This window comes from Streptomyces sp. NPDC002076, from assembly GCF_053593835.1.
Map to the genome: position 1 here is coordinate 77,924 of NZ_JBSFDI010000023.1, position 24,762 is coordinate 102,685.

General features: G+C 71.4%; 21 protein-coding genes. 13 read left to right on the top strand and 8 right to left on the bottom strand.

The window, feature by feature from the left end; translation table 11 throughout:
• Positions 1–22: 22 nt before the first annotated feature.
• The gene (locus ACWCQS_RS36270; RefSeq protein WP_451008418.1) at positions 23–1,849 is read left to right on the top strand and encodes a LamG-like jellyroll fold domain-containing protein; all 1,827 of its coding nucleotides are present in this window, start codon (positions 23–25) and stop codon (positions 1,847–1,849) included.
• A gap of 109 nt (positions 1,850–1,958) precedes the next feature.
• Positions 1,959–2,717 carry an IclR family transcriptional regulator gene (locus ACWCQS_RS36275; RefSeq protein WP_451008469.1) on the top strand — a complete coding sequence of 253 codons (759 nt, stop codon included), beginning with the start codon at positions 1,959–1,961 and terminating at the stop codon, positions 2,715–2,717.
• A gap of 24 nt (positions 2,718–2,741) precedes the next feature.
• On the opposite strand, the gene ACWCQS_RS36280 is transcribed toward ACWCQS_RS36275, so the two are convergent.
• Positions 2,742–2,876, bottom strand: coding sequence for a hypothetical protein (locus ACWCQS_RS36280; protein WP_451008419.1), 135 nt, complete (start codon positions 2,874–2,876; stop codon positions 2,742–2,744).
• Positions 2,877–3,166: 290 nt separating this feature from the next.
• Between ACWCQS_RS36280 and ACWCQS_RS36285 the strand changes: the two genes are divergently transcribed.
• A complete protein-coding gene (locus ACWCQS_RS36285; RefSeq protein ID WP_451008420.1) occupies positions 3,167–4,567 on the top strand; it encodes a glycoside hydrolase family 16 protein in 1,401 nt (466 codons plus the stop codon).
• 90 nt (positions 4,568–4,657) lie between these two features.
• On the opposite strand, the gene ACWCQS_RS36290 is transcribed toward ACWCQS_RS36285, so the two are convergent.
• Positions 4,658–5,548 carry a helix-turn-helix domain-containing protein gene (locus tag ACWCQS_RS36290; RefSeq protein WP_451008421.1) on the bottom strand — a complete coding sequence of 297 codons (891 nt, stop codon included), beginning with the start codon at positions 5,546–5,548 and terminating at the stop codon, positions 4,658–4,660.
• A 146-nt stretch (positions 5,549–5,694) separates the two neighbouring features.
• Here ACWCQS_RS36290 and tkt point away from each other — a divergent pair, with 146 nt between their 5' ends.
• From tkt to ACWCQS_RS36325, 7 genes are read left to right on the top strand one after another with little or no spacing between them, the layout of a single operon-like run.
• The gene (tkt, locus tag ACWCQS_RS36295; protein ID WP_451008422.1) at positions 5,695–7,770 is read left to right on the top strand and encodes a transketolase; all 2,076 of its coding nucleotides are present in this window, start codon (positions 5,695–5,697) and stop codon (positions 7,768–7,770) included.
• Between the two features lie 30 nt (positions 7,771–7,800).
• Positions 7,801–8,946, top strand: a complete 1,146-nt coding sequence (gene tal / locus ACWCQS_RS36300; RefSeq protein WP_451008423.1) for a transaldolase — start codon at positions 7,801–7,803, stop codon at positions 8,944–8,946.
• Positions 8,943–10,550, top strand: a complete 1,608-nt coding sequence (gene zwf / locus ACWCQS_RS36305; protein ID WP_451008424.1) for a glucose-6-phosphate dehydrogenase — start codon at positions 8,943–8,945, stop codon at positions 10,548–10,550. Before tal ends, zwf begins: the two co-directional genes overlap by 4 nt.
• Positions 10,547–11,473: a glucose-6-phosphate dehydrogenase assembly protein OpcA gene (opcA, locus tag ACWCQS_RS36310; RefSeq protein WP_450985335.1), complete on the top strand. Its 927-nt coding sequence runs from the start codon at positions 10,547–10,549 to the stop codon at positions 11,471–11,473. The genes zwf and opcA overlap by 4 nt, the downstream gene beginning before the upstream one ends.
• Position 11,474: 1 nt before the next feature.
• The gene (pgi, locus tag ACWCQS_RS36315; protein ID WP_451008425.1) at positions 11,475–13,136 is read left to right on the top strand and encodes a glucose-6-phosphate isomerase; all 1,662 of its coding nucleotides are present in this window, start codon (positions 11,475–11,477) and stop codon (positions 13,134–13,136) included.
• Between the two features lies 1 nt (position 13,137).
• Complete coding sequence (gnd, locus tag ACWCQS_RS36320; protein ID WP_451008426.1) at positions 13,138–14,016, top strand: phosphogluconate dehydrogenase (NAD(+)-dependent, decarboxylating); 879 nt, start codon at positions 13,138–13,140, stop codon at positions 14,014–14,016.
• 6 nt (positions 14,017–14,022) lie between these two features.
• The gene (locus ACWCQS_RS36325; RefSeq protein WP_451008427.1) at positions 14,023–14,610 is read left to right on the top strand and encodes a histidine phosphatase family protein; all 588 of its coding nucleotides are present in this window, start codon (positions 14,023–14,025) and stop codon (positions 14,608–14,610) included.
• 39 nt (positions 14,611–14,649) lie between these two features.
• Here the strand turns inward: ACWCQS_RS36325 and ACWCQS_RS36330 are convergent, their stop codons facing one another.
• The 3 genes from ACWCQS_RS36330 to ACWCQS_RS36340 all read right to left on the bottom strand — a co-directional run bounded on the left by ACWCQS_RS36330 (position 14,650) and on the right by ACWCQS_RS36340 (position 19,438).
• Positions 14,650–16,572: a glycosyltransferase family 39 protein gene (locus ACWCQS_RS36330; RefSeq protein ID WP_451008428.1), complete on the bottom strand. Its 1,923-nt coding sequence runs from the start codon at positions 16,570–16,572 to the stop codon at positions 14,650–14,652.
• 170 nt (positions 16,573–16,742) lie between these two features.
• Entirely contained in the window at positions 16,743–18,548 is a 1,806-nt protein-coding gene (locus ACWCQS_RS36335; protein WP_451008429.1) for a bifunctional sugar phosphate isomerase/epimerase/4-hydroxyphenylpyruvate dioxygenase family protein, read from the bottom strand.
• A complete protein-coding gene (locus ACWCQS_RS36340; protein WP_451008430.1) occupies positions 18,545–19,438 on the bottom strand; it encodes a shikimate dehydrogenase in 894 nt (297 codons plus the stop codon). The genes ACWCQS_RS36335 and ACWCQS_RS36340 overlap by 4 nt, the downstream gene beginning before the upstream one ends.
• A 164-nt stretch (positions 19,439–19,602) precedes the next feature.
• Here ACWCQS_RS36340 and ACWCQS_RS36345 point away from each other — a divergent pair, with 164 nt between their 5' ends.
• Both ACWCQS_RS36345 and ACWCQS_RS36350 read left to right on the top strand, forming a co-directional pair.
• Positions 19,603–20,268, top strand: a complete 666-nt coding sequence (locus ACWCQS_RS36345) for a TetR/AcrR family transcriptional regulator (RefSeq protein WP_450985329.1) — start codon at positions 19,603–19,605, stop codon at positions 20,266–20,268.
• Between the two features lie 198 nt (positions 20,269–20,466).
• Positions 20,467–21,825: an MFS transporter gene (locus ACWCQS_RS36350; RefSeq protein WP_451008431.1), complete on the top strand. Its 1,359-nt coding sequence runs from the start codon at positions 20,467–20,469 to the stop codon at positions 21,823–21,825.
• Positions 21,826–21,879: 54 nt separating this feature from the next.
• Here the strand turns inward: ACWCQS_RS36350 and ACWCQS_RS36355 are convergent, their stop codons facing one another.
• The 3 genes from ACWCQS_RS36355 to ACWCQS_RS36365 form a co-directional block, all read right to left on the bottom strand.
• Positions 21,880–22,221: a VOC family protein gene (locus ACWCQS_RS36355; RefSeq protein WP_450985327.1), complete on the bottom strand. Its 342-nt coding sequence runs from the start codon at positions 22,219–22,221 to the stop codon at positions 21,880–21,882.
• On the bottom strand, positions 22,218–22,808 hold the full coding sequence (locus ACWCQS_RS36360) for a hypothetical protein (RefSeq protein WP_451008432.1): 591 nt from the start codon (positions 22,806–22,808) through the stop codon (positions 22,218–22,220). The genes ACWCQS_RS36355 and ACWCQS_RS36360 overlap by 4 nt, the downstream gene beginning before the upstream one ends.
• Before the next feature lie 369 nt (positions 22,809–23,177).
• Entirely contained in the window at positions 23,178–23,774 is a 597-nt protein-coding gene (locus tag ACWCQS_RS36365) for a TetR/AcrR family transcriptional regulator (RefSeq protein WP_451008433.1), read from the bottom strand.
• Here ACWCQS_RS36365 and ACWCQS_RS36370 point away from each other — a divergent pair.
• A complete protein-coding gene (locus ACWCQS_RS36370) occupies positions 23,716–24,756 on the top strand; it encodes an NAD(P)-dependent oxidoreductase (RefSeq protein WP_451008434.1) in 1,041 nt (346 codons plus the stop codon). The genes ACWCQS_RS36365 and ACWCQS_RS36370 overlap by 59 nt on opposite strands.
• Positions 24,757–24,762: the final 6 nt, after the last annotated feature.

The window sequence follows — 24,762 nt, forward strand, 5'->3', positions numbered from 1 at the left end:
CCGTCACCCTCCCGGAGCACCCATGTGTACATCGCACGACCACAACCAGGGCGAGGCCGTGCAGGCCGGTGCCGGAAGACGTGGTTTTCTCAGGGCCACCGCGCTGCTCGGCGCCGCCGCCGCGGCCGGGGTCGCCATCCCGGCCGGCGCCGAGGCGGCCGAGCGGAGCGGCTGGCGGCCGGACTCGGACAGCCGCCGGTTCACGCTCGCGGTGATGCCCGACACCCAGTACCTGTTCGACGGCCCGAGCATCTACCCGGCGCCGCTCGAAGCCTCGTTGCGCTATCTCCTGGAGCACGGCAGGGACGACAACATCGTCTTCCTGAGCCACCTCGGGGACCTCACTCAGAACGGCGCCGCGGACGAGTTCGCCGCGATCGGGGAGGCGTTCGGGATCCTCGACCGTCGGGGCGTCGGCTACAGCGTGCTGGCCGGCAACCACGACATCAGGTCGTCGACGGACGACCAGCGCGGCTCGACACCGTACCTGGACGCCTTCGGGCCGCAGCGCTTCCGGGACAAGCCGACGTTCGGAGGTGCTTCGCCGGACGGCTACAACACCTTCCACCTGTTCCGGGCCGCCGGCCGCGAGTGGATGGTGCTCGCGCTGGACTGGCGGCTGTCGGCGCAGGGATACGCCTGGGCGAAGGACGTGCTCGCCCGGCACCCGAGGACGCCGGTCGTGCTCACCACGCATGAACTGGTCGTCGGGGACGAGCAGTTGTCGGCGTACGGGCAGCAGCTGTGGGACCAGCTGATCGAGGACCACGACCAGATCTTCCTGACCCTGAACGGCCACTACTGGCCCGCGGGCCGCGCGACCCGCAAGAACGCGGCCGGCAACGAGGTGCATCTGCACCTCACCAACTACCAGAACCGCTACTTCGGCGGCGCGGCGATGATCCGCCTCTACCACTTCGACCTGGACCGCAACGTCATCGACGTGGAGACGGTCTCGCCGTGGATCCTCGGCCGGGCGAAGCAGGGGCTCAACGAGCTGGAGCGGCAGGAGATCGAGCTCAGCGGCGACACGGACCGCTTCTCGGTCGAGATCGACTTCGCCGCCCGCTTCTCCGGCTTCGACCCGGTGCCGGCCCGCCCGGCCCGGCCGGTGTCGAGGATGCTGATACCGGGCACGGCCGCCTACTGGCGCTTCGAGTCGCCCGTCTCCGGCACCGTCCGCGATCTGTCCGGCCGGGGCAACGACCTCACCGTGGTCTCGGTGGGCGGCGGCACGCTGGGCTGGTCGGCGGACCACCACCCCGACCAGCCCGGCCACGGCAGCCTGGAGTTCCAGGGGTACAAGTCCCCGCTGAAGGGCGCGTATCTGCGCACCGTCGACTCCGCGCCGCTCAACTCGGCCACTTTCGAGAACGGTTACACGATCGAGGCCTTCTACTGGCTGCCCGCCGACTGGGACGCCTCGCACAACGCCTGGTCCGGGCTGGTGAGCCGCACCGGCCGCAACGGCTCGGTGGGCACGGTCACGGACGACCCGGACGAACCGCTGGCCACGCTCTCCCTGTCCGACGGCCCTGGCCCGCAGTGGGCGGTCCACCCGCTCAACCAGCGGCAGCTGGCCACCAACTGGGGCGACGAGACCGCCCGGGAGACCTGGTGGCACCTGGCATTGGTCAACGACGGTCAGCACACGGTCATGTACGTCCAGGGCTGCCCGGTGGCGCGCAACCCGCACGCCCCGGCGATCGGCATCGCCTCGTCCGGGCGCCCCTGGCTGCTCGGCGGCTACGAGTACGCGGACAAGATCGACCAGATCCTGCACGGACGCCTCGGCGACGTCCGGATCGTCTCCCGGGCACTGCCCGTCACCTCCTTCATGACGCGCTGACCCCGCCGGAGGACCTGTGACCGGCGTGACCGAGCAGCCGCTGCAGGCCTGGGCCGGCGGCGTCGGTTACGATCCGGGCCACGACGTACGGCGACAGGGTGAGGTGTCCGTGAGCGAGCGGTCCGCGGCCGACCGGCTGCTGGCCGTGCTCGCCGCGTTCGACCACGAGCACCCCGCCCTGTCCCTGACGGACATCGGCCGCCGGGCCGGGCTCAGCCTGACCACCGCGCACCGGCTGGCGGGCGCCCTGACCGCGTGGGGCGCACTGGAGCGCGACGCGTCCGGGGTCTACCACGTGGGGCTGCGGCTGTGGGAGGTGGCCGCGCTCGCGCCGCGCGGCCTGGGCCTCAGGCAGCTGGCGCTGCCGTATCTGGAGGACCTGTACGAAGCGACGCACGAGAACGTGCAGTTGGCCGTGCGGGACGGCGCGGAGGTCGTCTACATCGAGTGGCTGTCGGGCCGTTCGGCGGTGGGCGTGCACATCCGGGTCGGCGCGCGCTGGCCGCTGCACGCCACCGGCGTCGGGCTCGCCCTCCTCGCCCACGCGGACCCGGACCTGCAGGAGGAGTACTGCGCCGGGCCGCTGGCCGCCTTCACGCCGTACACGATCACCGATGGGGTGCGGCTGCGCCGCACGCTCGCCGAAGTGCGCCGCGCGGGCGTGGCGGTGAGTGAGCGTCAGGTGACGGAGGACGCGCTGTCGGTGGCGGCGGCGGTGCGCGGGCCGGGCGGGGAGGTGGTGGCGGCGGTGTCGGTGGTGGTGCCCCGGGCGGGCGCCCAGGTGCCGGCCCTGGCTCCTGCGGTACGGCTGGCGGCCCGGGGGATTTCACGGGCGCTGGGCTGGCGGCCGGGGCGGCGCGAGCGGTGACCCGGGCGTGGGCCCGGGACCGGTTCACACCTCGCCGCCGAAGTAGACCTGCACCTCCCGGATGAGGCCGTCGCGGACGGTGATCGCCTCCATGTTGCGGTACCGCTCTCCACCGGTCGGCTCGTACTCGTACTGGACGAACACGAACTCCTCGTCCACGGCGACGACATGGAGCAGGCGCTGCTCGGCGAACCGGTCCGCGGTGGGGAAGCAGCGCTCGAAGGAATCTTTCCTGGGCCGACTGGAAGGCGGGCAGCGCGGTCTGAGCCGGTACGGGAGGCTTCACCCCGTGAACTCCCCTGCGGGTCAAGGACTTTCCTTGTTTCACGTCTTGACGGCCGCAGGGGCGGGGAGCACATTGGCGGCACCTTGAGAGCGCTCTCAGGCTTCAGTGTGGGAGCGCTCTCACAACACCCCGCACACTCCCCGTACCCACCGAGAGGCCCCCCATGAGCGAATCCTCCGGCATACCCAGACCCCGCCCCCTGCGGCGTGCGCTCGTCGCCGCCGTCGCCACGCTCGGCCTGGCGGTGGCGGTCGCCACGGCCGCCACCGCGCCCGCCGGCGCCACCGCCCCCAGCCCTCCCTCCGGCTGGACCCAGGTCTTCGCGGACGACTTCAACGGCGCGGCGGGCTCCGGTGTCAACACGGCCAACTGGCAGTACGACACCGGGACTTCGTACCCGGGTGGTGCCGCGAACTGGGGCACCGGCGAGGTCGAGACGATGACCTCCAGCACGAACAACGTGGCACTGGACGGCAACGGCGACCTGCTCATCACCCCGCGCCGCGACGCCTCCGGCAACTGGACCTCCGGCCGGATCGAGACCACCCGGACCGACTTCCAGCCCCCGGCCGGCGGCAAGCTGCGCGTGGAGGCCCGTATCCAGATGCCCAATGTGACCGGGGACGCGGCCGCCGGCTACTGGCCCGCCTTCTGGATGCTGGGCGCGCCCTACCGCGGCAACTACCAGAACTGGCCGAGCGTCGGTGAACTGGACGTCATGGAGAACGTCCAGGGCCTGAACAAGACCTGGGCCACCATGCACTGCGGCACCAACCCGGGCGGGCCCTGCAACGAGACCACGGGCCTCGGCAACTCGACGGCGTGCCCCAACACCACCTGCCAGTCGGGCTTCCACACCTACACCATGGAGTGGGACCGCTCGGTGAGCCCGGAGGCGATCCGCTTCTACGTCGACGGCGTCAACTACCAGACGGTCACGGCGAACCAGATGGACGCGACCACCTGGGCCAACGCCACGAACCACGGCTTCTTCGTCATCCTGAACGTGGCGATGGGCGGCGGCTTCCCCGGGGCCTTCGGCGGCGGCCCGACCGGCGCCACGGAGCCGGGCCACCCGATGGTCGTCGACTACGTTCAGGTCCTGCAGTCCTCGGGCAGCGGCGGCGGCACCACTCCCCCGCCGCCCGGCAACCGCGACGCCTACAGCGCCGTCCAGGCCGAGTCCTACGACAGCCAGTCCGGCATCAGCACCGAGACCACGACCGACACCGGCGGCGGCCAGGACATCGGCTGGATCGCGAACGGCGACTGGGCGCTGTACAAGGGCGTGAACTTCGGCTCCACGGCGGCCACCCAGTTCTACGCCCGGGTGGCGAGCGGCGCGGCCGACGGCGTCAGCGGACTGGTCGAGGTGCGCCTGGACAGCCGTGGCAATCCGCCCATCGGCAGCTTCGCCGTCGGCAACACCGGGGGCTGGCAGACGTGGAAGACGGTTCCGGCCAACATCGGCGCGGTGACCGGAACGCACGATGTCTATCTGACCTTCACCAGCGGCCAGCCGTCCGACTTCGTCAACGTCAACTGGTTCGACTTCGGGCACTGATCGGTCGGCGACAGGGGGTTGGCCCGCACCCATGGGTCAACCCCCGCCTCGTCATGTACGGGGGCGGTCAGCTCGCGGACGACTCGTGCGTCACCGCAGTTCCGCCCGGAACGCGACCGGAGTCTGCCCGGTGTGCAGATGGAAGAACTTGGTGAAGTTCGCCGCGTCGGGGAAGCCCACGGCCGCCCCGACGCGGCCGATCGGCAGGTCGGTGTGGGCGAGGAGGCGCTTGGCCTCCAGGACGACACGTTTGTCGATGAAGCCCTTGGGCGTCTCGCCGGTGGCGGCGCGGACGGCGCGGACCAGGGTGCGCCGGGAGTAGCCGAGGGCGTCGGCGTAGGCACTGACGCTGTGATTGGTGGCGAAGCCCTGCTCCACGGCGTCCCGGAAGCGGGTGAAGGTACTGTCCGTCCGCTGCCGGTCGGCCTCGGCGGAGCTGGCCGCGAGGTGCGCGAGGCGCAGCAGGAACGCGGTGAGGGTGTGGCGGAGGACGGCCGTGTGCAGGCTCAGCGGGAGCGTCGCGGTGTCCTCGTACTCGCGGCGCAGCTGGTCGAGGGACGCCTGGAGCGCGGCCAGCCGGTCCGGGTCGGGGTGCAGCAGCGGCGGCAGGTCGTAGCGGTACAGGCCGGTGGACTCGACGGTGGCGCGCGGCAGGAAGCCGGGCTGCATGGTCAGGACGGTTCCGCGGTACACGGCCTCGCGGGAGAAGCGGTGGACCTGTCCGGGGCGGATCCACAGCAGGTCGCCGGCGTCGGCCTCGTACTCGGCGAAGTCGATCATGTGCCGTACGGGGCCGTCGGTGAACAGCATGATGACGTGGAAGTCGATGCGGTGGACGCGGTGCAGGGGGGCGTCGGCGTGCCAGGTGCGGTCGGTGCCCATGGGGCCGACCTGCATGCCGACGCCGCCCACGGCCAGTTCGGTCGGGAAGGGGAAGGTTCTGATGCCGTCGCCTTCGGCTTGGGATCTTCTGTCAGCCATGTCCTTTTCGTGCCGTCCCTGTCGCGCGATCACTGTCCCAGATTCACCACAGGCTGACACACCCCAACCTTTCCTCGAAAAAGTCAGACTTTTAAGTTTGAACGCGTCAGGCCAGCAATCCCGCACTGAACGAGGACTTCTTGAAGATGACCACGCAGACTTCCGACGGCTTCGAGTGGACCGACCTCGACCGGCGTGCGGTGGACACCGCCCGTCTGCTGGCGGCCGATGCGGTGCAGAAGGTGGGGAACGGACACCCGGGCACGGCGATGAGCCTGGCACCTGCCGCGTACACGATCTTTCAGAAGGTGATGCGTCACGATCCCGCCGACCCCGAGTGGACCGGCCGGGATCGTTTCGTCCTGTCCCCCGGTCACACCTCGCTGACCCTGTACACCCAGCTGTTCCTGTCCGGGTACGAGCTGGAGCTGGACGACCTGAAGGCGTTCCGCACGCACGGCTCCAAGACCCCCGGTCACCCCGAGTACGGCCACACCGCCGGCGTCGAGACCACCACCGGCCCGCTCGGCCAGGGCGTCGCCAACGCGGTCGGCATGGCGATGGCGGCCCGCTACGAGCGCGGCCTGTTCGACGCGGAGGCCCCCGCGGGCACCTCCCCCTTCGACCACACCATCTGGGCGATCGTCTCCGACGGCGACCTGGAGGAGGGCGTCTCCGCCGAGGCCTCCTCCCTTGCAGGCCACCAGAAGCTCGGCAACCTGGTCTTCCTCTACGACGACAACCACATCTCCATCGAGGGCGACACCGCGACCGCCTTCTCCGAGGACGTGCTGAAGCGGTACGAGGCCTACGGCTGGCACACCCAGCGCGTCGCACCCACCCCCGACGGCGACATCGACGTCCCCGCCCTGTACGCGGCGCTGAAGGCCGCGCAGGCCGAGACCGAGCGGCCCTCGATCATCGCCATGCGCACGATCATCGCCTGGCCCGCCCCGACCGCGCAGAACACCGAGGCCTCCCACGGCTCCGCGCTCGGCGAGGAGGAGATCGCCGCCACCAAGCGCGTCCTCGGCTTCGACCCGGAGCAGACCTTCCAGGTCGAGGACGAGGTCCTGAAGCACACCCGGCGGGCCCTGGACCGCGGCGCCGAGGCGCACGCAGCCTGGGACAAGCGGATCGCCGAGTGGCGCGCGGCCCAGCCGGAGCGGGCGGCCCTCTTCGACCGGATCGCCAAGGGCGAGCTGCCCGACGGCTGGGAGCAGAGCATCCCGGTCTTCGAGGAGGGCAAGTCCGTCGCCACCCGCGCCGCCTCCGGCAAGGTGCTGCAGGCGCTCGGCCCGGTGATCCCCGAGCTGTGGGGCGGCTCCGCCGACCTCGCCGGCTCCAACAACACCACGATCGACAAGACCAGCTCTTTCCTGCCGAAGGGCAACCCGCTGCCCGAGGCCCACCCGTACGGCCGTACCGTCCACTTCGGCATCCGCGAGTTCTCCATGGCCGCGGAGATGAACGGCATCGCCCTGCACGGCAACACCCGGATCTACGGCGGCACCTTCCTGGTGTTCTCCGACTACATGCGCAACGCCGTGCGCATGTCGGCGCTGATGCAGCTGCCGGTGACGTACGTGTGGACGCACGACTCCATCGGCCTGGGCGAGGACGGCCCGACCCACCAGCCGGTCGAGCACCTGGCCTCGCTGCGCGCCATCCCGGGCCTGAACGTCGTCCGCCCGGCCGACGCCAACGAGACCGCGGTGGCCTGGGCCGAGATCCTGAAGAGGCACGCCGTGAACCCCGCCCCGCACGGGCTCGCGCTCACCCGCCAGGGCGTGCCGGTGTACGCGCCGAACGAGGACGCGGCCAAGGGCGGCTATGTGCTGCGCGAGTCCTCGACGCAGGTCCCGGAGGTGATCATCATCGCGACGGGCTCCGAGGTGCAGCTGGCCGTGGCCGCGCGTGAGCAGCTGGAGGCCGAGGGCATCGGCACGCGCGTGGTGTCGATGCCGTCCGTGGAGTGGTTCGAGGAGCAGCCGCGCGCCTACCGCGAACGGGTGCTGCCGCCGGCCGTCAAGGCCCGGGTCGCGGTGGAGGCCGGGATCGGTCTGACCTGGTACCGGTACGTGGGCGACGCGGGACGGATCGTCTCCCTCGAGCACTTCGGCGCCTCCGCGGACGCGAAGACCCTGTTCGCCGAGTTCGGCTTCACCCCTGAGAACGTCGCAGCGGCGGCCCGCGAGTCGCTCGCCGCCGCGCGCGCCTGACACCGACGCCCGATACGACCCGAAAGAAGAATGATCACTGTGACCGAAGCAATCGCGACCCCGGGAGCCCTCAAGCGCCTCGCCGAGGAGGGCGTGTCGATCTGGCTCGACGACCTGTCGCGGAAGCGGATCACCTCGGGCAGCCTCGCCGAGCTGGTGGCGAGCGGCAGCGCCGTCGGTGTCACGACGAACCCCTCGATCTTCCAGGCCGCCATCGGCTCCGGCGAGGGCTACGAGGAGCAGCTCACCGACCTCGCCGTACGCGGTGTGACGGTGGACGAGGCGGTGCGGATGATGACGACCGCCGACGTGCGCGACGCCGCCGACATCCTGCGTGACGTGTACGACGCCTCCGGCGGCCGGGACGGCCGGGTCTCCATCGAGGTCGACCCGCGCCTGGCGCACGACACGGCGGCGACCGTCGCCGAGGCCAAGCAGCTCTTCTGGCTGGTCGACCGCCCCAACGTGATGATCAAGATCCCGGCGACCAGGGCGGGCCTGCCGGCCATCACCGAGGTCATCGGGCTGGGCATCAGCGTCAACGTGACCCTGATCTTCTCCCTGGAGCGTTACCGCGAGGTCATGGCCGCCTATCTGGCCGGCCTGGAGAAGGCCCGCGAGCGCGGCATCGAGCTGGCCACGATCCACTCGGTGGCGTCCTTCTTCGTCTCCCGCGTGGACACCGAGATCGACAAGCGGCTGACCGCCCTCGGCACCGACGAGGCCCTCGCCCTCAAGGGACGCGCGGCCCTCGCCAACGCCCGGCTGGCCTACGAGGCGTACGAGGAGGTCTTCGCCTCCGCCCGCTGGGTCGCGCTCGCCGGGGACAAGGCCAACAGGCAGCGTCCGCTGTGGGCCTCCACGGGTGTGAAGGACCCGGCCTACAAGGACACCCTGTACGTGGACGAGCTGGTCGCGCCGGGCACGGTCAACACCATGCCGGAGGCCACCCTGAACGCCGTCGCCGACCACGGCGAGATCACCGGCGACACGGTGACCGGCGGCTACGCACAGGCCCACGCCGACCTGGCCGCCGTGGAGCGGCTCGGCATCTCCTACGACGAGGTCGTCCAGCAGCTGGAGGACGAGGGCGTCGCCAAGTTCGAGGCGGCCTGGCAGGAACTGCTGGACGCCGTGACGATGTCCCTGAACAGCAAGGGAGTTGACGCCCGATGACCGAGAAAGCCCCCGCCGCCGAGGCGCCCGCAGCGCAGGCGCCCGCGCCCGAGGCGGTGCAGGTCCCGCTGGCCCCGGCCGCCGACTGGGAGAACCCGCTGCGGGACACCCGCGACCGCCGGCTCCCCCGCATCGCCGGCCCGTCCGGGCTGGTCATCTTCGGGGTGACCGGTGACCTGTCCCGCAAGAAGCTGATGCCGGCCGTGTACGACCTCGCCAACCGCGGTCTGCTGCCGCCGGGCTTCTCCCTCGTCGGGTTCGCCCGCCGGGAGTGGGAGGACCAGGACTTCGCGCAGCTCGTGCACGACGCCGTGAAGGAGCACGCCCGCACCCCGTTCCGCGAGGAGGTGTGGCAGCAGCTCGCCGAGGGCATGCGGTTCATCCCCGGCGACTTCGACGACGACACCGCCTTCAAGCAGCTGAAGGACGCCGTGGAGGAGCTGGACGCCTCCCGCGGCACCGGCGGCAACTTCGCGTTCTACCTCTCGGTGCCGCCGAAGTTCTTCCCGAAGGTCGTGCAGCAGCTGAAGAAGCACGGCCTGGCGAACCCGCCCAAGGGTTCCTGGCGGCGCGCGGTCATCGAGAAGCCGTTCGGCCACGACCTGGCCAGCGCCCGCGAGCTGAACGCGATCGTGCACGATGTGTTCGAGCCGGACCAGGTGTTCCGCATCGACCACTACCTCGGCAAGGAGACCGTCCAGAACATCCTGGCGCTGCGCTTCGCCAACCAGATGTACGAGCCGATCTGGAACCGCAGTTACGTCGACCACGTGCAGATCACGATGGCCGAGGACATCGGCATCGGCGGCCGGGCCGGCTACTACGACGGCATCGGCGCCGCCCGCGACGTCATCCAGAACCACCTGCTGCAGCTGATGGCGCTGACCGCCATGGAGGAGCCGATCGCGTTCGACGCGGAGGCGCTGCTCACCGAGAAGCTCAAGGTGCTGAAGTCGGTGCGGCTGCCCGAGGACCTCGGCGGGCACACCGTGCGGGCACAGTACGCGGGCGGCTGGCAGGGCGGCGAGAAGGTCGTCGGCTACCTCGAGGAGGAGGGCATCGACCCGCAATCGAAGACCGACACCTTCGCCGCGATCAAGCTGGGCATCGACAACCGCCGCTGGGCGGGCGTCCCCTTCTACCTGCGCACCGGCAAGCGGCTGGGCCGCCGGGTCACCGAGATCGCGGTGGTCTTCAAGCGGGCCCCGCACTCCCCCTTCGACTCCACCGCCACCGAGGAGCTCGGGCAGAACGCGATCGTCATCCGCGTCCAGCCCGACGAGGGCATGACCGTGCGGTTCGGCTCCAAGGTGCCGGGCACCTCGATGGAGATCCGGGACGTGTCGATGGACTTCGCCTACGGCGAGTCGTTCACCGAGTCCAGCCCGGAGGCGTACGAGCGGCTCATCCTGGACGTGCTGCTCGGCGACGCGAATTTGTTCCCCCGTCACCAGGAAGTGGAAGAGTCCTGGAAGATCCTCGACCCGATCGAGGAGTACTGGGCGGCACACGGGCGGCCGGCGCAGTACGCGTCGGGCAGCTGGGGACCGAGGGAAGCGGACGAGATGCTCGCACGAGACGGACGGAGCTGGCGCAGGCCATGAAGATCGACCTGACCGACACCACGGCAAGCAAGATCAACAAGGCGCTGGTGCAGGGCCGCCGCGCCATCGGCACCCCGGCCGTGGGCATGGTCCTGACGATGGTCATCGTCACGGACGAGGAGAACGCCTACGACTCGATCAAGGCCGCGGAGGACGCCTCGCACGAGCACCCCATGCGGACCCTGGTCGTCATCAAGCGGCATGTCCGCACCCTGCGCGACCGCACCCACTCGCGGCTGGACGCCGAGGTCCGGGTCGGCTCCGAGGCCGGCACCGGTGAGACGGTCGTGCTGCGCACCTACGGCGAGGTGTCCGACCACGCCGACTCGGTCGTGCTGCCGCTGCTGCTGCCGGACGCGCCCGTCGTCGTGTGGTGGCCGGTGGACGCCCCCGACACGCCGTCCGAGGACCCGCTCGGTGCGCTCGCGCAGCGCCGGATCACCGACCTGTACGCGTTCGAGCGGCCGATGGAGGTCCTGGACACCCGCGCCCGCAACTACGCCCCCGGCGACACCGACCTCGCCTGGACCCGGCTCACCCTGTGGCGGTCGATGCTGGCCGCCGCCCTGGACCAGGCCCGCGCGCGGATCACGTCGGCGGCCGTCGAGGCCGAGGCCAACAACCCCAGCGCCGAGCTGCTGGCCCGCTGGCTGGAGGCCCGCCTGCAGGTGTCCGTGGACCGCGTGGTCACCGCCGGGCCGGTCGTCACCGCCGTACGGCTGGGCACCCAGAACGGCGAGATCCGCATCGACCGCCCCGAGGGCCCCCTCGCCACGCTGTCCCTGCCCGGCCAGCCGCCGCGCACCCTGGCCCTGAAGGTCCGACCCACCTCCGAACTCATCGCCGAGGAACTGCGCCGCCTCGACGCCGACGAGATGTACGCCATCGCCCTCAAGGGCGAGGCCGCCAAGGAGAACGCCTGAGATGGCAGAGTCCGAGTTTCCGAAGCTCAGCAACCGGCCCGAGTGGACGGCCCTGGCCGACCACCGCGCCGAGGGGCAGCCGCACCTGCGCGAGCTGTTCGCGGCGGACCCCGGCCGCGCCGAGCGGTACGCCGTACGGGTCGGCGACCTGTACATCGACTACAGCAAGCACCTGATCACCGACGAGACCCTGGCCCTCCTCCAGGAACTCGCCACCGCCACCGGCGTGTTCGCGCTGCGGGACGCCATGTTCCGCGGCGAGAAGATCAACGTCACCGAGCAGCGGGCCGTCCTGCACACCGCGCTGCGGGCCGCGCGGGAGGCGGTGATCGAGGTCGACGGGGAGAACGTCGTCCCGAAGGTGCACGCCGTCCTCGACAAGATGGCCGGCTTCGCCGCCAAGGTCCGCTCCGGCGAGTGGACCGGCCACACCGGCAGGCGCATCAGGAACGTCGTCAACATCGGGATCGGCGGCTCCGATCTCGGCCCGGCGATGGCGTACGAGGTGCTGCGCCCGTACACCGCACGGGAGTTGACATTCCGGTTCGTGTCGAACGTCGACGGCGCCGACCTGCACGAGGCCACCCGCGACCTGGACCCGGCGGAGACCCTGTTCATCGTCGCGTCCAAGACGTTCACCACGATCGAGACGATCACCAACGCCACCTCGGCGCGTTCCTGGCTGCTGAACGCCTTCGACGGCGACGAGAAGGCGGTGGCCCGGCACTTCGTGGCGCTGTCCACGAACGCGGAGAAGGTCACCGAGTTCGGCATCGACCCGGACAACATGTTCGAGTTCTGGGACTGGGTCGGCGGCCGCTACTCGTACGACTCGGCGATCGGCCTGTCCCTGATGATCGCGATCGGACCCGACCGGTTCCGCGAGATGCTCGAGGGCTTCCGGCTGGTCGACGACCACTTCCGCACCGCACCCGCCGAGGCCAACGCCCCGCTGATCCTGGGTCTGCTGGGCATCTGGTACGGCAACTTCTACGACGCCCAGTCGCACGCCGTCCTGCCGTACAGCCACTATCTGTCGAAGTTCACCGCCTATCTCCAGCAGCTGGACATGGAGTCCAACGGCAAGTCGGTGCAGCGGGACGGCCGGCCGGTCGAGTGGCAGACCGGGCCGGTGGTGTGGGGCACGCCGGGCACCAACGGGCAGCACGCCTACTACCAGTTGATCCACCAGGGCACCAAGCTCATCCCGGCGGACTTCATCGGCTTCGCCCGGCCGGTCGACGAGCTGAGCGGTGAACTCAAGGCCCAGCACGACCTGTTGATGGCCAACTTCTTCGCCCAGACCCAGGCGCTGGCCTTCGGCAAGAGTGCCGAGGAGGTCCGCGCGGAGGGCGTGCCGGAGGAGCAGGTCACCCACCGCACCTTCCGCGGCGACCACCCCACCACCACGATCCTCGCAGGCTCGCTGACCCCGTCCGTGCTCGGCCAGCTGATCGCCCTCTACGAGCACAAGGTGTTCGTGCAGGGCGCGGTGTGGAACATCGACTCCTTCGACCAGTGGGGCGTGGAGCTGGGCAAGGTGCTCGCCAAGCGCGTCGAGCCCGCGCTCACCGAGGGCGCGGACGTCCCCGGTCTCGACCCGTCCACCAAGGCCCTCGTCGCCGCCTACCGCACGCTCAAGAACGCTCAGGAAGTGAACTGATATGCAGCTCGGTCTCATCGGTCTCGGCAAGATGGGCGGCAACATGCGCGAGCGGATCCGCCGCGCCGGCCACACCGTCATCGGCTACGACCGCAATCCCGAGGTCTCCGACGTCAAGTCCCTCGCCGAACTGGTCGAGAAGCTGGACGCGCCCCGCCATGTGTGGGTGATGGTCCCGGCCGGCACCGCCACGCAGACCGTCGTCGACGAGCTCGGCGACCTGCTGGAGCCCGGCGACACGGTGATCGACGGCGGCAACTCCCGCTGGACGGACGACGAGAAGCACGCCGCTGCCCTCGGCATCAAGGGCATCGGCTTCGTCGACGCCGGTGTCTCCGGCGGTGTGTGGGGCCTGGAGAACGGCTACGCGCTCATGGTCGGCGGCGACAAGCAGCACGTGGAGCCGCTGAAGCCGATCTTCGAGGCGCTCAAGCCGGAGGGCCCGTACGGCTATGTCCACGCGGGCCGGGTCGGCGCCGGGCACTTCTCCAAGATGGTCCACAACGGCATCGAGTACGCCATGATGCAGGCCTACGCCGAGGGCTGGGAGCTGCTGGAGAAGGTGCACTCGGTGGAGAACGTGCGCGAGGTGTTCCGCTCCTGGCAGGAGGGCACCGTCATCCGTTCCTGGCTGCTGGACCTCGCGGTCAACGCCCTGGACGAGGACGAGCACCTGGAGAAGCTGCGCGGCTACGCGGAGGACTCCGGCGAGGGCCGCTGGACCGTCGAGGCGGCCATCGACAACGCCGTACCGCTGCCCGCGATCACCGCCTCCCTGTTCGCCCGGTTCGCCTCCCGGCAGGACGACTCGCCGCAGATGAAGATGATCGCGGCGCTGCGCAACCAGTTCGGCGGCCACGCGGTCGAGAAGAAGGACTGACCCGCCGTGGGCGACCTCCTGCTGGTCCGCCACGGTGAGACGGAGTGGAGCAGGTCGGGACAGCACACCAGCTGGACCGACCTGCCCCTGACCGAGGACGGCGAGCAACAGGCCAAGTCCCTCGCCCCGCTCCTCACCGGCCGGACCTACGCCCTGGCGCTGGCCAGCCCGCTCGGCCGCGCGCTGCGCACCGCCGAACTCGCGGGCCTGACCGGGGTCGTGCCCGACCCCGGTCTGCACGAGTGGGACTACGGCGGCTATGAGGGTGTCACCACCATCGACATCCACCGGACGCGCCCCGACTGGGACCTGTGGACCGACGGTGTGCCGCCGGGCCCCGACGGGCACCCGGGCGAGTCGCCCGAGCAGGTCGGCGCCCGCGCCGACCAGGTGCTGGCCCGGCTGTCCCCGGCCCTGGCGGAGGGGGACGCGATCCTCGTCGCCCACGCCCACTTCCTGCGGGTGCTCACCGCCCGCCGGCTGGGCCTGCCGCCCGCGGAGGGCCGGCTGTTCCAGCTGGCCACCGGCACGGTCAGCCGGCTGTCCACCGAGCACGGGCGGCCCGTGATCGCCGAGTGGAACAGACGGCCGTAACGGCTCTTCGTCCGCAAGTCCCGTCGTCCGCGGCCCGGTTCACCTCTGGTGGTCCGGGCCGCAGTCGTAGAGGAGATGCGTCGCGTCCCGGGAGCCGTACGCGGCGGCCGGGACGTGGGTGCAGTGCCCCACGGTCCATCGCTCCAGCCGGCCGACGAGGGTGCTCGGCCGGTGCCGGCGGGCGGCCCTGGCGTCGCTGCCGGGCAGCAGGAGGTAACGCAGTCGGCCGGAGTCGATCAGCTGGTGAAAGCGGGCGGCCGAGGGGGACGGGACCCTTCCGGTGAAGCCGCCCATCGGCAGGATGCGCGCGTTGGCCGAGATGACATACGGCGCGGCCGCCCACCAGCCGGGGACCGCGGCCAGGTACTCGGCGCCGGCCCGGTGCGCGGTGAGGTAGCCCAGCAGCCGCCGCTGGGCGGGGGTGAGCTTCGCGAGCGGGTTGCCCTGCCGGTGGTTGGTGGGGCCGACGCGGGCCAGGGAACCCGGCTGGTTGTAGCGCAACGACATGGCCGACGCCGACCAGGCGGCGGGCACGAGCAGGGCCGCGGCCAGGCCCAGGGCCAGGCCGGCGCTGACGGCACGCGGCCGGCGGCGCAGCGCGGTCAGCACCAGCGCGACGACGGCGAGGGCGGTCGCGGTCGGAGCCGACCAGGGCAGGAAGTGCGGGGACCACAGGGTCAGCGCCACGCACCAGGCGGCGTTCCCGGCCAGCGCCGCCGGCAGCACCCAGGCCCGCCGGCCGCCCCGCAGTCCCGCCGGCCAGGCCCGTACGACACCGGCGGCGGAGAACGCGGCGAGGGGCACCGCGACCACACCCATGTAGTAGGTGTGCCCGGTCACGCTGCCGAAGCTGAAGACGAGGAAGAACGTGGCCAGCCAGACCCCCCACAGGACCTGGCCCGCGAGCACGCGGTCGGTACGGGGCGCACGTCGCCGCCACAGGGCCAGCGCGCCGCCCACGAGTCCGAGTGCCGCCAGCGGGTAGAGCCAGCCCGTCTGGGTGGCGAGCCCCGGGCTGAACATCTTCCAGACGCTGTCGCCCATGCCGGGACCCGTCCCGGCCGCCCGCAGACTCGCATTGGGCGCGACACTGCCGGTGCTGGCCGCGTCGATGCCGACCCCGTGGAAGCGGGTCAGGAAGTTGTAGCCGACGACCAGGCCGAAGGGCGAGTTGTCGGTGGTGCCGTCGAGCCACGGGCGGTCGGAGCCCGGGGTGAGGGCGGCCACCAGCATCCACGACACCGACACGGCGAGCATCACCGCGGTGGCCGCAGCGAGGTCGCGCAGCCGGCGGCGCAGGCTCACCGGAGCGGCGACCAGGTAGAGGGCGGTGAGTGCGGGCAGCACCGCCCAGGCCTCCAGCATCTTGCACTGGAAGGCCACGCCGACCCAGAAGCCGGCCAGCAGCAGCGGGCCCATCCGGCCCCGCTCGGTCGCCCGCCAGGCGGCTTCGGCGGCCAGCAGCAGCAACAGGACGAACGGCGCGTCCTCGGTGACGGAGCGTCCGAGGCCGACGATCACCGGTGTGAGGACGAGGAAGGCGGCCGCCAGCAGCCCGGCCGGCACGCCCGCCCAGCGGCGCACCAGCACGTGGAGCAGAACCACCGAGGCCACCCCTTCGAGCGCCTGCGGCAGTACCAGCGCCCACGGGTGGAAACCGAGAACCAGCGCCGACAGGGCCTGCGGCCACAGGAATCCGGGCAGCTTGTCGATGGTGAGGTTGTTGCCCGGGTCGAAGGAGCCGTAGAAGAACGCGACCGGGTTGTCCGTCATGCTGCGCACCGCGGCGGCGTAGAAACCGTGGTACGAGCTGTGGTTCAGGCCCCACAGGGACAGCAGGGCGGCGAGCGCGGCTATGGCGAGCAGCGCGGGACGCTCGTACCGGCTGGCGCGCGGGCGGGGCGGAGCGACGGACGTCGGTCCGTCGTCACGGACCGCCGACTCGGTGGGGGTGCTCAGCATGGACGGCCTTTCAGGCTCCCGGAAACGGAGTGATCCGGGCGCAGCGCGCATACCGGATCTTGCGGAGTATCCGCGCCCGGACATGTACGGAACCTGAAGCGGAGCTGAACCCCGTGGAGGTCTCACCGGCCTCTCACCCCTGCCGCGGACCTGGTAAGAGCCCGGTCGGATCAGCGCAAGAATCGTCCGGCGTGTTGGGCCGCCAGACGGACCGGGGCGTTCACGGCGCCGTAACCACGGTAGCCGTCATCACGCTGGACGAGTTCGAAGAAGACCCGGCCGACGGTCTCGGTGTAGCAGTGCCGGAAGGCGCCGCCCGCGTCCCGGTCGTAGAGGATGCCGAGCTCCCGGTAGGTCTCCAGCTCGTCGTCGGCGAGGTCGTACCGGGCGGCGAGGTCGTCGTGGTAGTTGGCCGGCACCGGCAGCAGCCGGCCGCCCGCGGCGCGGAAGGCGCGGGCCGCGGCCACCACGTCGTCGGTGGCCAGCGCGATGTGCGCCGCGTGCACGGTGTCGTCGGTGGGTGCCGCGCCGACGCCGAGGGCGATACGGACCCTGCCGTCGGCGTCGGTGACGGCGCGGCTGCGCATCAGCCCGTAGGGGTCGGCGACGTCGACGCTCTCCTGGGCGGTGAGGCCGAGAACGCTGCGGTGGAAGAGCGTGGCCTCGTCGAAGTGGTGCCAGGGCTGGGTGAGGGCGAGGTGGTCGATGCGGGTCGCGGAGGGCGCCGGGCTGTCCGGCAGGTCGGCGAAGTCGGCCTGCCAGTCGGGGAGTTCGGGGTCGCCGGTGGCGCAGAAGAACAGTTCCGTGCCATCGGGGGCAGCGACGGCGTCGAGCGGGACGTCCCCGGGGGCGCGGTGGCGGGGCAGGACGGGGGCGAGGAGTGCCTCGGCGCGGCGGGCGGCAGCGGCGGGATCCGGGGACTCCAGGCCGATCGCGGCCAGCCGGGTGCCGTCGCGACGGGCGGTGGCGGCGGTGTTGACCAGGACGCGGGCCTCGCCGCGCTGCCACAGGTCGACGGGCTTGCCGCGATGCCGGGCGGCGCGGGTGAAGCCGAGCGCGCTCAGCAGCGCGGTGACCGGTTCGGCGTCCGGGGTGAGGAGTTCGGCGAAGGCCACCCCGGTGGGCACGACGGGCGGCGGCAGCTCGGCGGCGCCGACGGCCTCCCGCAGAAGCAGCAGGGAGCGGTGGGCGTCGACGGCGGTGGGACCGGCGTCGGCCTGCCGGAAGACGTCGTTGAAGACCTCCAGGGACAGCGGCCCGCGGTATCCGGCGGCGAGCACGTGCCGCAGCAGCCCGGCGACGTCGAAACCGCCCTGGCCGGGGAAGCAGCGGTAGTGGCGGCTCCACTGCAGGACGTCCATCGCCAGCAGCGGGGCGTCGGCGAGCTGCAGGAAGAAGATCTTCTCGCCGGGGATGTCCTCGATGCCTTTGGGGTCGGAGCCGCGGGAGAGGATGTGGAAGCTGTCCAGACAGACGCCGAGCGCCGGGTGGTCGGCGGCCTCGACGATCCGCCAGGCGTGCTCGTAGGTGTTCACATGCCGCCCCCAGGCCAGCGCCTCGTACGCCACCTGTATCCCGAACTTCTGGGCGAGCACTGCCAATTGAGCGAGCTGACCGGCCGCTCGTGCGTCGTCGTCCACGGCGTCCGGCGACACGCTGGAGCACACGAGCACGGTGTCGGCGCCGAGCCGGTTCATCAGCTGGAACTTGTGCCGGGCGCGCCGCAGATTGCGTACGAAGACCTCGTCGGGCACGCCCTCGATGTCCCGCATCGGCTGATACAGATCGATGCTCAGCCCGAGGTCGGCACAGCGCGCACGGATCTCCTCGGGAGCGAGCGGGCAGGCGAGGAGATCGTTCTCGAAGATCTCCACCCCGCCGAACCCGGCACGCGCGGCGGCGGCGAGCTTCTCGGTGAGGGTACCGCTCAGGGAGACGGTGGCGATGGAGGTGTGCGTGTCTGTGTTCGTCGTCATCCGACAGCACTCCCCGAGCGCTCGACGCCCACCAGTTCCTCGAAGTCGGCCAGCATCCGCCCGCTGTCCGGCTCTCTTCCCGTGAACAGCCGGAACGCGTCGGCGGCCTGGAACACGGCCATTCCTCCCCCGGGCAGAACGGCGCAGCCCCGCGACTGGGCGACCCGCAGCAACTCCGTCCGTAGCGGCCGGTAGACGACCTCCGCCACCCACAGACCGGGATGCAACAGCTCGGCGGACAGGGGCAGCCCGGGATGCGCGGCCATGCCGGTGGGTGTGGCGTGAACGAGCCCCCCACAGCCGTCGGCCTCACCCAGCAGCGCCGGAAGCCGATCGACGGTCGCCGCGCCCGCCCGGCCCGGGCCGAAGTGCCGTACCAAGGAGTCGGCGAGTGCGGCCGCTCGCTCGGGCAGCGCATCGACGACGGTGACCCGCCCGGCGCCCAGGGTGAGCACGGCATGCGCGACGGCCGCGCCCGCGCCGCCCGCGCCGAGCTGGACGACCCGCTCCAGCGGGGCGTCCGGCAGGCCGCGCGCGAAGGAGGCGGCGAAACCGGTCACGTCGGTGTTGTGGCCCACGGCCCGGCCGTCCTCGAAGACCACGGTGTTGACCGCGCCGAGCGCCTCGGCCCGCGGATCGAGCGCGTCGAGGTGGTCCATGACCAGTTGCTTGCAGGGGTGGGTGATGTTCAGCCCGTCGTAGCCGAGATCGCGGGCGGCGCGCACCAGGTCGCCGACCGCCTCCGGCGCGCGGCCGAGGACGTCGATGTCGAGGAGCCGGTAGAGGTAGCGCAGGCCCTGCCGGTCCGCCTCCCGCTGGTGCAGGGCGGGGCTGAGGGAGGGGCCGATCCCGGCCCCGATCAGCCCGACGAGATACGAGTCCTTGGCCATGTGGGCCTCCCGAGGCGGCACTAATGTACGAACTAGTACGTTAGCTATATCAGTCGTGGGTGCCGTGAGGAAGACCTCGGCGACGATCCAGGGTCCTGCTTCTACAATCACCGGCACGCACAGCGAGCGTGCCGCCCAGGCGTACACCGGCCCGAAGGACAGCGATGACCAGCGTCGAAGAACCCGTACGACCCGGGGGACGGGTGCGCGACGCGGCCCGCACCCAGGCCGAGATCCTGGATGTGGCCACGCAGGAGTTCGCGCGGGCCGGCTACGACGGGGCCCGGGTCGACGAGATAGCGGCCCGCACCCGCACCACCAAGCGGATGATCTACTACTACTTCGGCGGCAAGGAACAGCTGTTCACGGCCGTGCTGGAGCGGGCGTACGGAGTGATCCGCGAGGCCGAACAGCAGCTGGACGTCGAACACCTGGACCCCGTCGCCGCGATCCGCCGCCTGGCCGAGCTGACATTCGACCACCATGAGCGGCACCCGGACTTCATCCGCCTGGTCAGCATCGAGAACATCCACGGCGCCGAGCACATCGCGGCCTCCGAGAAGCTCGGGCGGATCGGCTCCCCGGCCCTGGAGGTGATCCGCCGGATCCTCACCGCGGGACAGGAGTCGGGGCTTTTCACGGCCGACGTGGACGCGGTCGACCTGCACGCGATGATCAGCTCTTTCTGCTTCTTCCGGGTCGCCAACCGGCACACCTTCGGCGCCCTGTTCGGCCGGGACCTGGTGGACCCCGCCCAGCGGGAGCACTACCGGACCATGCTCGGCGACATGGTGATCGCCTACCTGACGGCGGAGCGCGCGGCCGGCTGACCCGGCGGGCGCGCGCCGCCGTAAGGACTGCCGCACGGACTCTTGACAGCGGGGAAACACGGGCGCAACATCCCACCCACCACGACTAACTATCCAGTGGGTTAATTAGCCGCCGAGATCCGGCCCTCGCCCGCTCCCTCCTCTCAGTCGCTCACCCCGCCCTTCCGTAGGGTGGAGTTTCCCCGAAGGAGCACCGCCGTGTCCGTCCCCACCCCCGCGCCCGCCGCCAAGGCCCCACCGGGCCAGCCCTGGAAGGCGGCGACGGCCGCCTGGATCGGCAGCGCGCTGGAGTACTACGACTTCTTCGTGTACGGCAGCGCCGCCGCATTCATCTTCCCGAAGGTGTTCTTCGACTCCTCCGACCCGGCGACCGCGACCCTGCTGTCGCTCGCCACCTTCGGCGTCGCCTACGCCGCCCGGCCGCTCGGCGCACTGGTCCTCGGGCACGTCGGCGACCGGCTCGGCCGCAAGAAGATCATGGTCTTCACTCTGATCCTGATGGGCCTGTCGACCTTCCTGATCGGCTGTCTGCCCACCCGCGCGCAGGCCGGCTCGCTCGCCCCGGTGCTGCTCGTGCTCTGCCGCGTGCTGCAGGGCATATCGGCGGCCGGCGAGCAGGCGAGCGCGAGTTCGATGAGCCTGGAGCACGCGCCGCCGGGCCGACGCGGGTTCTTCACCAGCTTCACGCTCAGCGGCACCCAGGGCGGCCAGCTCATCGCCACGCTGGTCTTCATCCCCGTCTCCAGGCTCCCCGAGGACCAGTTGCTCTCCTGGGGCTGGCGGGTGCCGTTCTGGCTGAGCGTGGCGGTCGCCGTCGCCGGTTACGTCATCCGGCGCCGGCTGCGCGAGACCCCTGCCTTCGCCCGGCAGGCGGCGACCGAGGGCGTGGTCCGGCTGCCGCTCGTGGTGCTGATGCGCGAGCACTGGGCGGATGTGCTCCGGGTGATCGCGGGCGCGCTCATCGCCTCGGTCAGCACCATCTTCACGGTGTGGGCCCTGGCGTACGCCACCAGTGACGCGGTCGGCATGTCCCGTACGTTCATGCTGTGGGTGGGCGCCCTGGCCAACCTCTTCGCGCTGGCCGCGATCCCGCTGTGGGCCACGCTGTCGGACCGGATCGGGCGCCGGCCGGTGTTCCTGATCGGCGCGGTGGGCAGCGCGGCCGCGATGGCCGGCTATCTGTGGGCGATCTCCACGGGCTCCCGCCCGCTGACCCTGCTCCTCGGGATCGTCGCCTTCGGTCTCGTCTACAGCGCCGCGAACGGTGTGTGGCCCGCCTTCTACGGCGAGATGTTCGCGACCCGGGTGCGGCTGTCGGGCATGGCCATCGGCACGCAGATCGGCTTCGCGGTCGCCGGGTTCGCGGTCACCTTCGCCGCCGAGATCGCCGGTCCGGGCGGCGACGACTGGTCGGCGGTGGCCCTGTTCACGGCCGCGCTGTGCCTCCCGCCGACCGCGGCCGCACTCACCGCCCGCGAGACGCACAGGGTCCCGACGGAACTGCTCGGCGAACGCCCGGGCCGCCAGGCGGAGCGGGCGGAACAGGTGACGGCCTGAGACCGGCCCGATCCCAGGTGCGCCCGGTGCGTCCACGGCCGGGGACCCGTCCGCTCAGGGTGTCGGGTGGCGCGGCTCGTACAGGGCGAGTTCGCCGCCGCCCGGCAGGCGCAGGGCGGTCACCCGGCCCCAGCGGGCCTCCTCCACCGGCCGGGTGAACTCCACTCCCCGCTCGGCGAGTTCACGCTGCGTCTCGTCGAGGTCGTCGCACATCAGCATCAGCTCGTGCGCGGGCTCGCCGTCAGTGGGGTGACAGGCCACCTCGGTGGGCGGCGCCCGGAAGATCAGCCATCCGTGGCCCGCGTCGACGTGCGTCCACCCGAGGGTGTCGCGCAGGAAGACCCGGTCGGCCTCCGCGTCCCGGCTGTAGAGCACCACATGTGCACCGTTGATCACGGGCGGAGGGTAGTGCGGTGAGGAGGGCCGGACAAGCACCGGGCTGCCCGCGAGCCGCCGTTGTCGCCGACGAGCTCTGCCAACTCGTCGGCCGACTCGGAGGTCAGCCGGTAGAAGCCCTGGAGGCTGACCGAGCGCTCGAGGCGGCCGTCGACCACATACTTCAGACCGCGGGTCTGACCTCGGCGATTACGCCAGGTGAGCCTCATCAAAACATCACCAGGTATCGGCATGTCGAAGCGAATGGGCGTCGCGTCCACGTGCACTGCCGCAGCACCGCAGCCGCCGGCACCGAGCATCGACCAGGCGCTGTGCCCGGGAAACGCTGGCTCCTGCCACGTCCCGGGGGCCGTGCCGCAGCAGTCGCGCCGCTCCATGTCGATCACCCGCATCCGGCTCACGACGTGTACGACGCGCCGGTTGACGTGCAGCGCGTACACCTCGTCTCCGGCTCGGGCCCCCGACCAGGCAGGCAGCGAGGAATGGACGCCGCTGAAGGCGACCGGCGGGCGCTCTCCCACGCGACCCGCTTTGCGCAGGGCACGGCACGTGTCATGGGTCCACAAGACAGTGAAGGCATCAGACATGCCGTGATCGTACGAAGGAGCACTGACAACCTCCCGTGGGGCAGCACTCCTCTCCTCCAATTTCGTCGGTGTCCGTCACGCCGATTACTCGAGCCGGACCGGCTGCATCCACACACCGATACCGCTGCCGCCCCGCCACACCGACCGCACCGGCCCCAACTGGCGCAGCGCCCGGGCACGATCCGCCGCATCCGCCACACGAGCTGCCCACCGCAGCCAACCCATCGCCCCGACCGCTCACGCCCGCCACCCCGGCCGCGCTCACCCGGACCGACGCACTATCACGCCCACCCGGGCCGACGGCCACCGACGCGCCCACCCGGACCGACGCCCACCGACGCGCCCACCCGGCCAGTGGCCCCCCTCGCGTCACTCCGCCGGGCCCACCGCCGAGTCGAGCAGCGGGCCGAGTTCCCGTACCGCCGTGGTCAAGGGCTCTGTGTCCTGTTCGGCGCGGGCCATCAGGATCGCGCCCTCCAGGGTGCTGATCATCAGCGTGGCCAGGGATTCGGCGCGGGCCGCGGGAACACCCATGCCGGTCAGGGCCTCGGCGAGCGGAGTCCGCCAGGTGGTGAACGCTGCGGCCACGGCCTCACGGGTCGAGCCGCCGGCCGAGGCGCAGTCGACGGTGGCCGCGGCGACCGGGCAGCCGGTCGCGAAACCGTGCGCCGCGTACTCGTCGGTCCACTGCGCGACCATCGCCGCGAACAGACCGCTCGGCGTCGGCTCCTCCAGCCCCGCGAGGAAGCGCGCGATGCGCTTGCCCGCATACCGGCCGGCCCAGCCGACCGCCTCGTTGACCAGCTGTTCCTTCCCGCCCGGGAAGTAGTGCTGGAGCGAGCCGCGCGGTGCGCCGGCGTGCGCGGCGACCTCCCGCATGCCGGTCGCGGCGACACCGTCACGCCGGATGAGCTGGGCCGCGCTGAAGATCATCCGCTCCCGCGGCCCGTGTCGCGTCTCGCTCATCGTCGACCTCCAGCTCCTCGCCTCCCCACTCTATGACCGGCGTCATAACGACCGCTACTATGACAGCGGTCATAGTCGGCTGCCGCAGCGAAGGACGGTCCCCGTGAACGTCGGTTTCATCGGTCTCGGAGTGATGGGCCGTCCCATGGCTCAGCGCCTGGTGTCCGCCGGCACTCCCCTGGTGGTCTGGAACCGGACCCCGGAACGCGCCGCACCCCTGCGCGCGGCCGGGGCCGCGGTCGCCGCGGACGCCGACGAGGTGTTCGCCCGGGCGGACGTGGTGCTGCTGATGCTCGCCGACGAGGCCGCGGTCGACACGGTCCTCGGCCGGGGCACACCCGCGCTGGCGGCCCGGGTCGCCGGGCGCACCGTCGTCCACATGGGCACCACCTCCCCCGAGTACTCCCACGCCCTGGAGACGGACATCCGGGCCGCCGGCGGCCGGTACGTCGAGGCACCCGTCTCCGGATCACGGGTACCGGCGGAGGAGGGTCAGCTGGTGGCGATGCTCGCCGGGGAAGCGGACGCCGTGGACGCCGTACGGCCGCTGCTCGCGCCGATGTGCCGGGAGACGTTCATGTGCGGCCCGGCGCCGAGCGCGCTGCTGATGAAGCTGTCGGTGAACCTGTTCCTGATCACCCAGGTGACCGGGCTGACCGAGGCGTTCCACTTCGCCGAGCGTCAGGGCCTGGACCGGCGGCTGTTCCTGGACGTCCTCGACGCGGGTCCCATGGCCAGCGGGGTCTCCCGGATGAAGGCGCCGAAGCTGTTCGACCGGGACTTCGCGGTGCAGGCGGCCGCACTGGACGTCCTGAAGAACAACCGGCTCATCGCAGAGGCGGCCCGCAAGGCACACCTGGCCTCACCGCTCCTCGACGTGTGCCACACCCTCTTCGAGGAGACGGTGGCCCAGGGGTACGGCGGCGAGGACATGGTCGCCGTACTGCGAGCGATCGAGACACGGACCGCCGGGGCGTCGTAGCCGGAG

Excerpts from the sequence above, each read along its gene's own strand:
- ACWCQS_RS36270 (WP_451008418.1), top strand. The coding sequence starts at position 23 with ATGTGTACATCGCACGACCACAACCAGGGCGAGGCCGTGCAGGCCGGT.
- ACWCQS_RS36285 (WP_451008420.1), top strand. The coding sequence starts at position 3,167 with ATGAGCGAATCCTCCGGCATACCCAGACCCCGCCCCCTGCGGCGTGCG.
- ACWCQS_RS36290 (WP_451008421.1), bottom strand. The coding sequence starts at position 5,548 with ATGGCTGACAGAAGATCCCAAGCCGAAGGCGACGGCATCAGAACCTTC.
- tkt (WP_451008422.1), top strand. The coding sequence starts at position 5,695 with ATGACCACGCAGACTTCCGACGGCTTCGAGTGGACCGACCTCGACCGG.
- tal (WP_451008423.1), top strand. The coding sequence starts at position 7,801 with ATGATCACTGTGACCGAAGCAATCGCGACCCCGGGAGCCCTCAAGCGC.
- zwf (WP_451008424.1), top strand. The coding sequence starts at position 8,943 with ATGACCGAGAAAGCCCCCGCCGCCGAGGCGCCCGCAGCGCAGGCGCCC.
- opcA (WP_450985335.1), top strand. The coding sequence starts at position 10,547 with ATGAAGATCGACCTGACCGACACCACGGCAAGCAAGATCAACAAGGCG.
- pgi (WP_451008425.1), top strand. The coding sequence starts at position 11,475 with ATGGCAGAGTCCGAGTTTCCGAAGCTCAGCAACCGGCCCGAGTGGACG.
- gnd (WP_451008426.1), top strand. The coding sequence starts at position 13,138 with ATGCAGCTCGGTCTCATCGGTCTCGGCAAGATGGGCGGCAACATGCGC.
- ACWCQS_RS36330 (WP_451008428.1), bottom strand. The coding sequence starts at position 16,572 with ATGCTGAGCACCCCCACCGAGTCGGCGGTCCGTGACGACGGACCGACG.
- ACWCQS_RS36335 (WP_451008429.1), bottom strand. The coding sequence starts at position 18,548 with ATGACGACGAACACAGACACGCACACCTCCATCGCCACCGTCTCCCTG.
- ACWCQS_RS36340 (WP_451008430.1), bottom strand. The coding sequence starts at position 19,438 with ATGGCCAAGGACTCGTATCTCGTCGGGCTGATCGGGGCCGGGATCGGC.
- ACWCQS_RS36345 (WP_450985329.1), top strand. The coding sequence starts at position 19,603 with ATGACCAGCGTCGAAGAACCCGTACGACCCGGGGGACGGGTGCGCGAC.
- ACWCQS_RS36360 (WP_451008432.1), bottom strand. The coding sequence starts at position 22,808 with ATGTCTGATGCCTTCACTGTCTTGTGGACCCATGACACGTGCCGTGCC.
- ACWCQS_RS36370 (WP_451008434.1), top strand. The coding sequence starts at position 23,716 with ATGAGCTGGGCCGCGCTGAAGATCATCCGCTCCCGCGGCCCGTGTCGC.
- ACWCQS_RS36365 (WP_451008433.1), bottom strand. The coding sequence starts at position 23,774 with ATGAGCGAGACGCGACACGGGCCGCGGGAGCGGATGATCTTCAGCGCG.